This window comes from Desulfosporosinus acidiphilus SJ4, assembly GCF_000255115.2.
Lineage (GTDB): Bacteria > Bacillota > Desulfitobacteriia > Desulfitobacteriales > Desulfitobacteriaceae > Desulfosporosinus > Desulfosporosinus acidiphilus.
Genome location: NC_018068.1, coordinates 1,516,976 through 1,532,128 on the forward strand (window position 1 = coordinate 1,516,976; position 15,153 = coordinate 1,532,128).

Annotated in this window: 11 protein-coding genes; 9 read left to right on the forward strand and 2 right to left on the reverse strand. The window is 36.9% G+C overall.

Translation table 11 applies throughout. The features are described 5' to 3' along the window. Position 1: 1 nt before the first annotated feature. Both DESACI_RS06985 and DESACI_RS06990 read left to right on the forward strand, forming a co-directional pair. Positions 2 to 1,555 (forward strand): FtsZ/tubulin family protein, encoded by a 1,554-nt coding sequence (locus DESACI_RS06985; RefSeq protein WP_014826485.1) that lies wholly within the window; start codon positions 2 to 4, stop codon positions 1,553 to 1,555. Between the two features lie 377 nt (positions 1,556 to 1,932). Further along, on the forward strand, positions 1,933 to 2,628 hold the full coding sequence (locus DESACI_RS06990; protein WP_014826486.1) for a toll/interleukin-1 receptor domain-containing protein: 696 nt from the start codon (positions 1,933 to 1,935) through the stop codon (positions 2,626 to 2,628). Between the two features lie 314 nt (positions 2,629 to 2,942). Here DESACI_RS06990 and DESACI_RS06995 read toward each other — a convergent pair whose 3' ends face one another. Further along, complete coding sequence (locus tag DESACI_RS06995) at positions 2,943 to 4,184, reverse strand: IS110 family RNA-guided transposase (RefSeq protein WP_014826487.1); 1,242 nt, start codon at positions 4,182 to 4,184, stop codon at positions 2,943 to 2,945. Positions 4,185 to 4,450: 266 nt separating this feature from the next. Here DESACI_RS06995 and DESACI_RS07000 point away from each other — a divergent pair, with 266 nt between their 5' ends. Together DESACI_RS07000 and DESACI_RS23005 are read left to right on the forward strand one after the other, a co-directional pair. Next, the gene (locus DESACI_RS07000) at positions 4,451 to 6,436 is read left to right on the forward strand and encodes a serine/threonine-protein kinase (RefSeq protein ID WP_014826488.1); all 1,986 of its coding nucleotides are present in this window, start codon (positions 4,451 to 4,453) and stop codon (positions 6,434 to 6,436) included. Between the two features lie 104 nt (positions 6,437 to 6,540). Further along, positions 6,541 to 7,698, forward strand: coding sequence for a hypothetical protein (locus tag DESACI_RS23005; protein ID WP_014826489.1), 1,158 nt, complete (start codon positions 6,541 to 6,543; stop codon positions 7,696 to 7,698). Positions 7,699 to 8,230: 532 nt separating this feature from the next. Here the strand turns inward: DESACI_RS23005 and DESACI_RS23010 are convergent. Further along, positions 8,231 to 9,100, reverse strand: coding sequence for an NYN domain-containing protein (locus tag DESACI_RS23010; protein WP_014826490.1), 870 nt, complete (start codon positions 9,098 to 9,100; stop codon positions 8,231 to 8,233). A 233-nt stretch (positions 9,101 to 9,333) separates the two neighbouring features. Between DESACI_RS23010 and DESACI_RS07015 the strand changes: the two genes are divergently transcribed. The 5 genes from DESACI_RS07015 (at position 9,334) to DESACI_RS07035 (ending at position 15,152) form a co-directional block, all read left to right on the forward strand. Then, positions 9,334 to 10,041, forward strand: coding sequence for a DUF3027 domain-containing protein (locus tag DESACI_RS07015; RefSeq protein WP_014826491.1), 708 nt, complete (start codon positions 9,334 to 9,336; stop codon positions 10,039 to 10,041). A gap of 135 nt (positions 10,042 to 10,176) precedes the next feature. Beyond that, positions 10,177 to 10,644: a GNAT family N-acetyltransferase gene (locus DESACI_RS07020; RefSeq protein ID WP_014826492.1), complete on the forward strand. Its 468-nt coding sequence runs from the start codon at positions 10,177 to 10,179 to the stop codon at positions 10,642 to 10,644. A 156-nt stretch (positions 10,645 to 10,800) separates the two neighbouring features. Continuing rightward, positions 10,801 to 11,610, forward strand: coding sequence for a hypothetical protein (locus tag DESACI_RS07025; protein WP_041275996.1), 810 nt, complete (start codon positions 10,801 to 10,803; stop codon positions 11,608 to 11,610). Between the two features lie 19 nt (positions 11,611 to 11,629). After that, positions 11,630 to 11,851: a hypothetical protein gene (locus tag DESACI_RS07030; protein WP_014826494.1), complete on the forward strand. Its 222-nt coding sequence runs from the start codon at positions 11,630 to 11,632 to the stop codon at positions 11,849 to 11,851. A gap of 868 nt (positions 11,852 to 12,719) precedes the next feature. After that, on the forward strand, positions 12,720 to 15,152 hold the full coding sequence (locus DESACI_RS07035) for a CRISPR-associated helicase/endonuclease Cas3 (RefSeq protein ID WP_014826495.1): 2,433 nt from the start codon (positions 12,720 to 12,722) through the stop codon (positions 15,150 to 15,152). Position 15,153: the final 1 nt, after the last annotated feature.

Sequence of the window (15,153 nt, forward strand, 5' to 3'; positions counted from 1 at the left end):
TATGGCCATTTACACTCGTCCGCCATTTATTCGTTCAATTTTACCGGGGAATTCACCCATACCTTTTAAAGTTAAACCAACAGAAAATGAATACATTGAAGATGCGGAGGTAGTAATTATGGAAAATGTCCAAAGTAATCAAGAAACTGTTTTTAAAGAAGAAACCACTAGTATCGAAGAAGCATCGTTAATTCCTGAAAAAGTCACTTTCGATGCTATCGATAATCCTAATGAAAATGAGGAAGATTCAATTACTTGCGAGGAGACCGCAGTCGAACCTTCAATCGCAATGAATAATTTAGACCAAGAATCGTTTATTTTGAATTCGACTGTTAGCATAAATTTTGGCATTATAGGATTAGGACAAGCCGGTGGGAAAATAGCAGACTCCCTTGCTGCGTGTCGTTTGCCTGGCAAAAATCAATCCACTTACCAAGCTATCGCCGTAAATACGTGTCTGGCTGATCTGCACGCTTTAAAAAACATTCCTGAAAGTCAGCGTGTAGCTTTACCAAACTATAGACTCGGTGCTATGCGGCAGCCTGAACTCGGATATGCTGCGATCAATCAACCTGGGGTATTAGACGATCTTGTGTTAAACAGAGTCCCACGAGTTTTTGAGAACGTGGATCATGTCATTGTATCTGCCGGTATTGGGGGAGGAACCGGAACTGGGGGTATTCAAGCGGTTTGTGAGGCGCTCGCTGAAAAAGGTTATTCAGTAACAGCCATGATCACGTTACCGAGGAACCTGGATAGCGTTGAAGAAAAACAAAACGCCAATGTTTTCCTTGGGACCTTGCAGGAACTTATGTACAATGGTTTAATTTCATCGGTCATTGTTGTTGATAATAATCTTTTGTATAATCGGTACGTTAATCACGCGAAAGACTCTGGAATAGACATGGATTGGAAAATAGTCAGCAATATGGAGATTGTACGGATTATCAATGAAATGAACGCTACTACAGGATTACCTTCATCGACAACCTTTGATGGGGCTGAGTTAACTAAAATTCTAACGAGTGGAGGATGTGTAACCTTTGGAAAAGCACGAATATCTCTGCCGGATTCGGCCCTATTTGAAACGATAGCCTTAGAAATTTCTGAAATTCTGAACTCTGGATATTTAGCAGAATACAAGAATTTGTCTGAAGCGCGCTATGCGGGCGTACAATTGATTATGCCTCCGGATCTCGAATTTGGCCCAATGATGGAACGTACGATTATTGATGAGCTAAAAAAGAAAATGCCTACTCTCCTTGGAACGTACGTCGGACATGCACAAGTTAAAGGTCAGAATGAAATTTTGGTTTATACGGTTGTTAGTGGAATGGGGTTGCCAGGTCGGGCTCAAGAATTATCTCAATTACTACAAGCAGAAGTGGAAAAAATTAATGCTTCAGACGCGAAGCGGACACAATTCATGCCATCTGAAGTAACTGTAATGAATCCATTCTTAAAAGGTTCAAGACAGCGGACAGCAGGAAATCCTTTCGCGAAAGAGAGCCCAATCGGCAAGGCTAATAACCCATTCGGAAATAAACAACCATAACATACTGAAAAGAAACAATACTTTCATCAGGGTGAGATTTGAGTAGAAAGGCTTAAAAACTTAATTATCGGGGCAGTAAAAGCCAAGATCCGAACACTAGAAAGCGGGTTTTGGCTTTATCCATATCGAGACATTATATAATAATTTCTGATTCTTGCGGTTAGAGTATTTTTTTGCGAGATATGAAAGGAATATTCGGAAAAATGCTGAATCTATTAGAAAGATTATTTAAATGCGAACCTGATACGTAGTTCGGGATGCTTATGGTTATAGCAATAATGGGAAGTTCAAACAGATGTATGATAGCATTGACTTAGGGGTTATCAATAACACAGACGGATATAATTTTCTTCAAAAAATATAGGGGGAATAAAACTATGGCTAGATGTACAGCACCAGTTTACGGTCATCGCACGGCAAGTGGAAGGGCAAGCTGCCCAGTATGTGGAGGTGGAGGTAGTTATCGAGGTTACAACTCTTATTCCTCATATTCTTCACCGTATTCTTCATCATCAAACAGTTCTACAAGTCGTAGTAGTGTTGGCGGACAAACTAAGACGAAAGCACGTTGGTCTTCAGTTGGTTCTAGTATTTTATATACTCCTGCGGAAATTCGAACACTTACCCCTGTGCGAGAAAATGTTGAGAAGCGTTCGAAATTACCAGATTTACGAGATGTTTTTCTTTGTCACGCTTGGGATGACCGTAAAGGCGCAGCTAAAGAATTACACGATTTCCTTGAATCAAAAGGTGTAACTATTTGGTTTAGTGAAAAGGATGTTCCTTTAGGTTCATCTTTACTTCGTGAAATTGATAAAGGGTTGGCAAAATCTCGTGTAGGTATTGTATTAGTTACACCTTCATTTCTTAAACGTGTTGAGGGAGAAGGAATAGCAGATAAAGAACTTTCAGCTTTGCTAGCTCGTGATTTGCTTGTCCCTATTGTACATAATACGACTTTTGAGGATTTACGTGAAGTTAGTCCGTTACTTGGCTCGCGAAGTGGCTTAAGTACTATTGAAGAATCAATGGCAGATGTTGCGGCTAAAATAGCGGAATTGGTTACTACATAAACGACAAAAAAAATCAAACTCTATGGACTAATAGCACTGCTGATAACGAGCGGTTTTGCACAACGGTTGCACTAACCCCGAAGAAAAAAGGTAGTGTGAAAATTGAAAGTTATAGCTCGCTTGAAAGGTACTGCAAGCCGCCGGACGTTCTAGGCAATGACAAGTATAGTATAAGCAAACTCAGCAGTTGGAACTATTTTGTGAACTGCACATTATGTCTATCCTGAAAACAAAGTACTTGGGCCAAAAAACAAAAAAAATCCAACTAAACTCAAGTGAATTCTTGAGAAATTGTGGATTGGGTCTTTGAAGATTCAATTATTAACTAAGAGCTGTGGAGTTAACGCCTGTTCAATAGTCACAGTATATCCAAGTGTTTCTAGTCTTTTTACGGATTTCATAACTATCTCTGATTTGCGCCGTAGTTCAAAGAAATCAGGCCCTAGTTCTTTGTATGATGCATTGTTTTTGAGCATTAGGTACGCTATTTTGAGAATCGTATGAGCTACTGCTACAGTAGCACGGTTAGTGCCACGTCTTGCTGCAATCCTTTTGTATTGAGCACTGAAATAGGTGTTTTTTAAATGTCCGGCTACTTTGGCACATTCTATTAGTGTGGCTTTTAGTATGTCACTACCTTTACGCGTTTTACCGCTTTTACGTTTGCCCGCACTCTCATTGTTACCGGGGCAAAGGCCAGCCCATGAAGCTAGGTGGGAAGCCGAAGGGAATTGATTCATGTTAGTACCTATTTCGGCAATGATGATTTGCGCGCTACGTTCACCAACTCCAGGAATAGAGTCGATAAGGGACACTTGTTCATAGACAGGTTTCATTCTTGCTTGAATTTCTCGATCAAGTGTAAGAACTTGTTCTTCAAGAATATCAATATGCTTGAGCATCATACGTAACATAATCTTTTGATGATCGCCCATGAAACCGCGAAGTGCTTCTTCAATTTGAGATATTTTCTTACGCATTTGTCTAAGCACTTTATCTGCTATCGATTGAACGTCAGTGCAGCCAGATATGAGCATATCAAGCATTCGACGAGATGATTTACCATCGATGTCACTAATAACAGAAGCTAGCTTGATATTCGCGCCCTCAAGCACTTTTTGGATGCGATTTAACTCTCTGGCGCGCTCCTGAACCATACTTCTTCGATAACGAACCAGTTCTTTAAGTTCGCGTTGCTCGCGTTTGGGAATAAAACTGCCATTTAGTAAACCGTGACGAAGTAAATCAGCGATCCATTCAGAGTCTTTAACGTCAGTTTTTCGACCAGGCACAGCTTTGATATGTTGTACGTTCACAACTAATGTTGATATTTCCTCCATTTCTAAAAGATTGTAGATTGGTTTCCAGTATGGACGGGTCGCCTCCATTGCAACACATTCACAGTCAGCGCTCTTCAGCCAGTCAATGAGTCCGAGAAGAGATGAAGTCATCGTACTGAAAGTTCTAATCTCCTTCTTTTTGCCTTTAATTAGGCAGGCGGCGATAGTATTCTTGTGAATAACCATACCACAACAACGCTCGTAAATAGCATTCATTGAAACACCTCCAATGATCAAAATTTACGGCGGGCTTCCTGTAAAGTATTAATCTACCCTGCGTGCTCATGGCAACAATTTGTGGTGCAAGCAGGAAGCCTTAATCAGTCTATAACGACGGGCTCAAAGCACCAAGACATTTTGACCTTTTGCCGTAGCAAGAGTATTGACATTAGAACCCAGTTTTCATTCATTTGATGGTGTGGCACGAAGGCCACATGGAGGTCTATAATGGGAAGCTTAACAAATTGTAAGGGAGTAATCAAATGAATTTCATTGAATTTTTAGGAAGTTTGAAAGACCCTCAATTGTGTAAAGAATATAAAAATAAGTTGAAAAACAAATATACTGCATACCTTGAATCAGAGAGATTAGAAAGGCAACAATTTATATATGAAAAGGATATTAGTGACGAAGGTTTTCTAGATAGGTATTCAGACAATTGGAATTATGAATGGTTTTTTGTGGGAAATGATATAGAAACTTTCTATACTAATTTAGGACTAGATTTTGGGCATTTAGCATCTACAAAAAAGGTTTTATGGAATGGTGAGTTTGAATATTGTTACAAAGACTACACGATTCACGATATGTGGAGTCAATTAGAAAAGTCGGAAAACGATGAAAGGTTTTGTTTCGGAATTTATGAATTTAGTAAAATATTAAGGAATAATGAAAAACAAGATATTTTAAGAAATGGATTACAGATACTTTTAGATGAAATGTTAATTTTTAAAACAGAGGAATTAGTGCCAAGTGAAAAGGTACTTTCCCAATATCTAGAGCAAAATAACGGGTTTATTTGTATGTTTGGGCATATCAGAATAGATATAAAGAATGATAGATTGGGGCAAGGTGGAAATGGAATAGTATATGCAGGAAAGTTGGGAAGTTCAGATATTGCAGTTAAATTCTTAATTAATTATACTTCTAAGAAATTAGAACGCTTTAAGGCAGAATACATAAATATTAACATGGTAAAGAGCAATCTGGTGAATACTGTTGATTATATCCATTATGAAGTGTTAAAAGTCGGTTCACTGGAAATTCCATTTATTATTATGAAAAAGTATGATGGGTGTCTAAAAAAGTTTAAAAACGGAATCACTGAATTAAAATGGGAGGATGTTAAAAGGATATATTTCAGCCTATGTAAAGCTTTAAAAACATTAGAAGAAAACAAAATCATCCATAGAGATTTAAAACCAGAAAATATTTTAATTGATGAAAGCAGTGAATTTATCATCTCGGATTTTGGAATTGCCCATTTTGAGTCAGATGAATCCCCAATCAAAAATATAACTAAAAAAGGTGATAGACTGGCAAATTTTGAGTTTGCAGCACCTGAGCAAGTAGGTGGTAAGGAAATATCCTTTGCTACTGATATATATGCTTTTGGTCAAATCCTCTATTGGTTTGTTTTTGGAGAGGTCAATAGGGGAACAGGCGGTAACAATTTAGAAAGATTGTTTGAAAACGAAAGAGAAGCGATCATATTAAACCAAATAGTATATAAATGCTTGGCAAATAACCCACTAGATAGATTCCAAAATATCGAAGAAATTGAAGATTGCTATACTAGTTTATACAACAAGGAAAGAAATGTTGATGTATATGAAGATATGCATAAATTTAGTGACATTGTTAGAAGTGTGTTACCAGAATGTTATCGACACGCATATTGTTTTGAAAACAAAACTGATATAAGTAATTTGATCAAAAAGTTAAGTGAAAATAAGTTCAATAGACCTTTAGAATATAATACTGGATCAGCAAACAATCAGATAAAAAGTTTCTACGAAATTGAAAACGGAAACTTTATATTAGAGACAAGAGAAATTATAGTAAACAGGATATGGGGACTATTCGAGGATTCTTGCTACAACGATATTTTAATACTAGAAATTGAGAACCCTAAACTTTATCTATTGGATGGCGAAGAGTATTCTGCAGTTGCAATTATAAATAATGAATTAACAGTTCCGTACAATAAAATTGCTTCAGGGTATTTCAGGTTTCCAAATGGCGCTGTTGAATCCATAGTAAATATGGATATAGAAGAACGTTTTATTTATGATGAGACAGAAAAATATATAGTCATAGGGACATATCATCAATGTTCAATTATTCCAGAAAATGATGGCTACATTGACGATTTGCAAAAATATCCGAATTTAAATGAACAAATTATTTTACAGCTGAAAAAAAATATATCGAAAAATAAAACATATGAAGTAAAATTAGGACTATAGAGTTCGGTAGACCAGACCATATTATAATTAGGCTAATAATCGATAACTGACATTAGTAAATGAGAGGATATATTGATTAACAATTTTAGATAGTGAGGGAAACTATGAAAGTATCCTTATTCTATTCATGGCAATCTGACTTGCCAAATACTAAAAATCGCGGCTTGATAAATAACTGCATAAACAAAGCAACAAAACAACTGCTAGAAACTTGTTCCAAAATAACAGAGTTCGAATTGGAAATGGATAGCCGTAATGAAAGTGGTACACCAGATTTGGCTAAAAGCATTTTTGAAAAAATAGATGCTTGTGATATTTTTATAGCAGATATAAGTGTCATAAATTCAAAATCACACGAACGATTGACGCCAAACCCAAATGTTCTCTTGGAATTAGGTTATGCAGCAAAAACAATAGGGTGGTCTAATATTATATGTATTTATAATTCAGAGTTTGCGGAAATTGAAGATTTGCCTTTTGACATACGTTTTAGAAAGCCTTTGATTTATGATACAAGTTCCGACCTGCCTAAAGCCCGCGATATGCTCACAAAATCATTATTATCATCAATAGAAAATATTGTTGATACACGCATAATAGACAGGAAAGAGTACTTAATAACAAAACGCACAATAGATGTTCAAATACAGAGTGTTCTACTTGACTTTTGTAGATTGCTGTACGAAACAAAACAGAATACTGCTGAAAAATTTAATTACCCAAAACTCTTGAATAGCTCGGCGATTGATATTGAGCAATTCCTAAGAAATAGAGAGCTATTGGGGTTCCATTTATTCAAAAATGTCAGTTTAAATATTAACGAACTTATTCATTTTTTCAACGATGAGTTAGAAACGTATTTTTTATCGGAAAAGGAAAAGCGCATACTTGCAAAAATGGTCTTTTCTTTGCGCAGATATAAAGATTTACTGTATTCAAACGATGCACTTATAGATAATGGTAAATGTGATGAGTATACTTTAACATCAGGATATGAAATGAACCCCCATAATTCGCCCGATTCATATTTGTTGCTTCAACCTTTGGCTGACGAAAAAGCTATAGTAATAAGTGGAGGTGATTTCGCTCCCGAAATAATTAATAGACTGCTTTCCAACCTTACGATTCGAGAACAATACATACAAACATTTAGTCAATGTATCTATGATGTCGTTACTTTAACAAATGACTGGATAAAAATAACAGGTAATTACTTTATCGCAAACCCTAAGATGTTCAAAAGTACACCAGAAGAGCATTAGGAAACAATAATTATGTGTTATGTTTAAGAAACAAACTATCCGCTAAAAAGCATAATATCAAGTTCAATTGACCACACCCAACTTCGCGTAAGGCTAATTAGTGGAAGTTTCCAAAAGCACAGGTCTGAAGCGGCTAAGTAAGTTAATTAATGTGAAGCCGGGAGCGAATTTTCAAAGATCTAATTGTGACCAGATATATCCTAGTCGCCTAAATGTAAAATATACGAACTTATTTCGGTAACCTTATCGCTATTGGAGTTTAGGCGAATAAACATTACGTGAATCCCAACGTTAGGCGAAATGTCCATACCCACGTATTCCTTTTCCGTCAGATTTGTCCTCGAAAATATGAATGTCAAGTTTGTGAATGTGGTATGAATGTTCGGTTGTTTTTTTGAGATTGGGGAATGAGAAAAGACCTCCGTGGTTAGGAGGTCTTTGTGTAAACTGTGTGTTAAAATGTCTGTAAAATGTCATGTATTTCTGTTTGTATAACTGTACTGTACTTGATGCTATTATATTCTACGGAATGTTATTGTGTCAACTCATTGGATGTAATTTCTTTGGAGTTGCTTCCCTCTCTTAGATATAATTGTTTATCCTCACCAATATATATTTCAACATATTTAAGAGCATGAGCACATTTAAAATATTCAACAACGTCATCTCTTAATTTACTTAATTTATTGGTTAATAATTGACTATATCCGATTAAACCTACTGGATTAATATCATGTTTTCTCCATTTATCAGATTTGTATAATAATCCTGAAACATTTTTAGCATTATCTATTACTTCCTGTTGTAATTCCTCTATATTGATAGCATTTGCAGAATCCAGAATTTTATCACCTGTTAATTCTTGCCCAACTAAGACTTGTATTTCCTTACTTAGATTAAAAATATCCTCGATATATTCATGGAAATCCGCATATTTAGTGACTATTTTATCAAATCCATTTTTAGTTGATAAAACAAAACTAATTTTGTTTTCTTCTTTGATCGCTTTAATTAGAGGTATTAGATCTCTGTCACATGATATTAAAATAAAAACTTCTATTTTAGGATTTTTATATAAAGTTTTTAGAGCATCAACAGTCATTTCTAAATCTGCTGAATTCTTACCATTGTTTGATGTATGCCTTGTTTGTAACCCTATAGATTGTAACTCTGTCTGGTGATTCGAATCAAACATTTCCGTTCTCTCAAAATTACAATAAGCAATATTATCAACTATATTTAATGCATATTGTTCTTCAAGCCTTTTATTAATAACATTAAAAAAATCAATCTGAGTAGGTGTTTTTCCATAACTTTGTAACCGTTTAAAGATATTTTCATAGTCAATAAATACTGAAGTACTTAAAAACGTATTTTTACGTTCTTTTATTGAAGTTATCATTTTTAAATTCCTCCATTTCTGTCAATCAATTTCGACAGAATAGAGGGATTTCCTTCATTATGTGGAAAATATTATATTTATTGTTATTACAAAAATTGCCTGTTTGTGAATGTATTCCTTCGAAGTGGACACTTCGCCTAACAGAGTATTACTGTAACTAGAAAAGATGAATGCGGTTGGGACGCTACAGTAATACTTAAACGTTATATAAAATGCCACGTTTAGGAGGTTTTATGAAGAAAGATTTTCCGGAGTTGTTATATCAAGCAGTTGGATTAAGTTGTTGTGATGCAAGTTTCAGTTACGGTAATGTTTTATGTATAGGCCTTGGCGAAAGAGTTTATTATACTCACCCTAGTCTAAGGGATGTATTTCGAGGCGAATGGGATATACGATCATATAACAGTGCTTGGAGATTAGTGAAAGATAATCAGATAATCTGCGGTTATTATGATCTACAAGAGGAAAGTGGACCTAAACTTGAACTCTTAATAGGTCATAAATTAATTGATATTAAGAAAATATCGTGCTTAGATGTTGGCTTTATCTTTGATGATGGATTTGAAATTGACTTCTTAGGACAATCAAGTTCTGGTCGTATCTTAGAGATACTATTACCCGGAGACATTAATCTGGAACTAAAGAATAGTGAATGGATTCAATACATTTCGGATGAAAAAATTACAGGATTAAGTAATGAGGAATTGCTAATAAGTGAGTATTCAAAACGATGTCATAAGAGATGGGAAACACTGATTCCTCAGAAAAAATCAATAAATTATTGTGATAAATGTTCATATTTTCGCCCCATAAGTGGCCAATTTTATTTCTGGGATTATGGACTTTGTAGCAACGAATTATCAGAACAAGATGGAAAAGTAGTTAATGTGAGATATGGTTGTTTATATTATGACAATACATTGCCAACAGTCGAAGGTTAGCCATATGCATGCCGTGGCACTTTATATAACACAGAATTTAGCGCCACTTAGTCAATATGAAAGCGGAATGACGCGGCGCAAATTCTTAAACGTTATATGCAATGCTGGGTCTTTAGTTTTGATAGGGGTGAGAATTTGGAAATAAAAATTGTAGAAGGCGAAATTAAATACATAGACGACTGTCTAGAAGCATTAATGAATTCTGAACTTGCTTGTACTTATCTCCCGGATGAAAAAACCGCAAAGAAACATCTGGTTGAAGCGTTTGAGAGGAAAGAAATGTATTTAGCATTAAATGATGAAAGTGAGTGCCTAGGATACATTAGGTTTGTTTTAAATGGTACATTTTATGATTTTCCATATGTTTGCAATATAGCGGTCAAGAAGAATTTTCGTAGTCGGGGTATAGGGAAAAGGTTACTAGGTTATTTCGAAGAGATAGGTTTTACACATTCTGATAAGGTATTTCTCCTGGTAAGTAGTTTTAATGAGCATGCTAAAAAGTTATATGAATCAATTGGTTATAAACAGGTTGGTCTGATTAATGATCTTTTCAAAGATGGAATATCGGAATACATAATGATGAAAGTAAAATCTTTGTGAGGCAACTGCCGATAAAAGAACAACTTGTGAAAGTATGAATCTCCGCACAGCACATAACAGCGTATTCCCTAAATCTGAGAGGATATGAATGTAGTAACCAGACTTCGGGAATACGCGGGACGTTATGCGAAATGCTTCTTCTGGGGGGGAATCGAGTTGAAGGTTTGCTATATTTACTATTTTATAGAGCCAATTAAAGAACAATATCATGACGATGGAAGCACTGCGTTCTTGGAAATTGATATACCTGGAACTGAATATCATTATAAAGCATCACTTTTAGGCACCGAAGATGTGCCTAATATGTTACGTATAAGTATAAGTTACGTTAACGAAGATAAGATTCCAGAAATTAGCTTAAATGCAATTCAGTCCATTAAAGAGCATATGTTTTCAACTTTACGCATTAGTTATGATCCTAGTTTGCAATTTTCAAAGATTAGTCTGTGGAACTTTATTGATAAGGGAAATCCCCCAGGATTAAGTGTAAAGCTTCAGGAAAAGTATAATTCCGTACCTGTAAATAGAGAAATAATCAAAAATAACTTTACATCAACATGGGAAAATAGGTATTTAATTAAATTATTGACTGATGGGTTAAATGAAGATCTACCATTATATTACCGTTACTTATCCTTTTACAGAATATTAGAGGATTCATACAAAAACAACGGAAAGTGGGATTCCGAATATGACATCCTTTTAAATAAATTCAATGACCAGTATATCAGTAAGGAATATTCAAAACTCAGCATTTCAGGTTATATCGAGACTTTGCGAAATAGATGTGCCCATGGAAGATTTATCTTTAAAAAGACTGATGAAAGAGGCATTACTCAGTTAGACAATAAGGGGCTTTTAGAATTACAGGAATTTATGCCTCTCATGATAGAAATAGTTGTCACTTCCATAAATAGCAATAAAGACACAGTGGGTAAATTTATCGTTGGATTAAATAGGAAGTAATAATCTGGGGAGACGCACTTTGCATAACATAAAGATTTACGAACTGGATAAACAATGGCACCAGCAAGACGCGGGTGCAAATGGTTGGAAATATTTTAGGGAAGAAAAGGAATTAGTTGATAGTAGAACCGAAATGATTTATCGTAAAGGGAATTTCAGTGCGATAGTTGAACAGACTCGTGGTAATTCTCTTTATAGTTTGACTATGAGGTGGGAGCAAGGTGCTTCCACAAACCCTTGACTTGTTACAGTATTTTCTAGAGAACGAACTTTACAAAATCCATATAACTCAACGGTGAAAACAAAATAAATACTGCAACCGTTACTGCAACCGGGCTCAAAAATTGCAGTATAAGTTAGTATACAGGGTGAATTGAGAACTACAAAACCCTTTAAAATGGGGTGTTTTAGGTTAACAAAGAACCAGTTAGGATACTAGTCAGCTTACTCGTAATGAGCAGGTCATCGGTTATGTTTCCTTGGACATTAGAAAGCAACATTTTTTAGACCCCCGGTGGCACATTTTTAAGCAAATATAGGGTGTACAGGGCAAGGGTATAAGTATTTGCGTAAAAGTACTGAAAATTAGAGAAAACGCCCCCTCTAAGTGGGGTTAAGGCATTATGAAGGTTCGAAAGGTCAAATCGTTAAAGGACGGTCTGACCATTTTGTTTTTTATTGGACTATTTTCATGATCTTGGGAGGAAAACAAGGAAGAATGTGGAAAGTAACAAAAACCAACTTTTATTTAATCTTGAGTGGCTGAAAACACTTCAAAGTTTTTTAGTGGTTGGGAATTCTGAATGTAAAGCTTGCCGGTATCCTGCTATATTATGTGTCAAATTTGCATTGACATTATGTGAAAACATTTTTTAGATATAGCAAGGAAAATTTAGGGATATTAATGTTCTGGGTGCCGTTCAGGGTTACAACACAACTCTCTGTCTGAACAGCATCAGCATTAGCTTTCTATAATTTTTTCTTCCCTCAAGCTGAGTCAACTTCTTCGAAAAGCCGGAATCTATAAAACTTATAGTTTTAGAGTTTTGCCGCTTTCCAAATCATTTTCAAGTTTTTAGTGATAAGGCAGGGAGAGGTGAAAAATTCATATGCACTCTAAGCGCTTTATTGCTCATATTCGCAAAGTCGATAAGAGAGAACAATATGTGGATGAGCACAATGACCATGTAGCGGATCTCGCTGCTGCCGTGGCACATCAATACGGCGTTGCCAAGATGGCGAAGCTTGCGGGACGGCATCATGATGATGGCAAAAACACACCGGAATTTGCCGCATATATTCAGGCTGCGGCTGAAGGAAAACGGGTTGTCCGCGGTTCAGTCATCCATTCGACCCATGGCGCGATACTTGTCAATGAATTGGTTTCATCAAAGGATTTGTATTCTAAATTAACTGGGGAAATAATTCGAACAGTCATTATGAGTCATCATGGACTGAGAGACTGCCTTACGTTGGACGGCGATGCTGTGTTTGCGGAGGCGGCAGAAAAGGTTTCCGATTCCTATGAAGGTATAAAAGATGTGATATATCAGCATTATGGTGCGGATTTTATTAACAATGAATTTATAGGTGCCTGCCGCGACGCCCGGTCTATTGCCGAGAAAATTCGATTCTTACAGGACAAAAGCGAGTTTTTAGGTTCGCAGCATTTTTATTTGTCCATGTTCACCCGCTTACTTACCTCCATTGTCATTGATGCCGATCGCACAGATACTGCCTGCTTTGAAGATAACACCTCATTGCCGCAGATCAAAACGCCGTCCGAACGCAAGGAAATGTGGGAGAATTATCTCAAATATTATGAATCAAGACTAGAAGAACTGCAAAAGGAAAAAAAACCATCCAGTCTGGATCCATACCGAGCGGAAATATCAAGGTCCTGCGCAGAATTTGATGCGGGTGAGGGCGGAATTTTTCGGTTGGTGGTGCCCTGCGGCGCTGGAAAAACCTTAGCCGCTCTCCGGTATGCTTTACATACTGCACGGCGTTATGAGAAACAGCGCATTTTATATATTGCGCCCTTTAATTCCATTCTGGAACAAAACGCATCGGAAATTTCTAAATTTATTGGGAACGCCAATGCTGTGCTTGAGCATCATTCAAACATTATCTTTGATTCTGATGAGAGTGAAGACGAGAAAAGGTATCAATCATTGATTGAAAACTGGGCACAGTCCCCTGTTGTGGCTACCACGGCCGTTCAGTTCCTGAATACGTTGTTCGCGGGAAAAACATCCTGCCTTCGCCGTATGCAAGCGCTGGGAAATTCGGTGATTATTCTAGATGAAATTCAAGCTCTGCCGATAAAAGTGTTAAAGCTCTTTAATGCCGCAATGAATTCTTTGGCATCTTTTTGCAAAACCTCGGTAGTACTTTGCTCAGCTACCCAACCCCTTTTGGACAGACTTGACAATTACCGGATTTTGCAGCCGCAAAGCATCATTGAAAATGAAGAAAAATACAGTGAGTCCTTCCGGCGTGTGCAAATTACAGACTGTATGACTGAGCAGGGATTTTCAATGGAAGAAACAGCTGGTTTTATTGTCATGCAATTGGACAGTGCAAAATCGGTACTGGCTATTGTAAACACCAAAGCTTGTGCACGTAAAATTTTTAAGCATATTCGGGACATGGTTGGAAAAGAAACTCAATACCGGGTTTTTCATTTGTCCACCAACATGTGCCCTGCTCATCGCAGCAACGTATTGCAGCAAATGCGCAAACTGCTTGCGCAGAATGATTCCAACGAAAAAATCATTTGCATCAGTACTTCTTTAATAGAAGCGGGAGTGGATGTTTCTTTTGAACGGGTCGTCCGCTCGTTGACCGGCCTGGACAGCATCGTACAAGCGGCGGGACGTTGTAATCGCAATTATGAAACGGCCTGCGGAAACGTTTCAATCATCAATATTCGAGATGAACATGCAGGCGGGTTGGGATATCTCAAAAAAGCTCAAGAGGCTACACGGGAATTGCTGTACAGCATGAAACGATCTCCGGAACATTATCCGGGAGGAGCTTTGTCCAAAGCCGCGATGGAGGAGTATTATGCAAGATATTTCAAACCCTTGCTGAAGGAAATGGCATATCCCCTCAAGTTCGATCCGGAGTATACCATGATCGATTTATTGACGAACAATCCTTCCGGCAGCAAGCAATTTAAAGCAAACTATGCTCACCAGAAACCTCCTTTGCTGAGACAGGCCTTCAGTGAAGCCGGCAAGGAGTTTTCCGTTATTGATGATGACGGAAAACTGGATGTTTGCATTGAATACGATGATGATGCCGGAAAATGGATGCAAAAGTTGAGATCGGCGGCTACCTTCCAAGAAAAGCGTTTGGCTCTACGGCATTTGCAGCCATACACAGTGCAATTAAGAGAAAATGACTGGCTCAGGAAGCAGCGATCCGCCCTTATGCCGGAAGATGTGGGAATCCTTGTACTTCCGTCGGGCTACTATGACCGTGAGTATGGAGTGGATGAAACCCTCAATATTTTGATGGAACCGTTAATCATTTAGA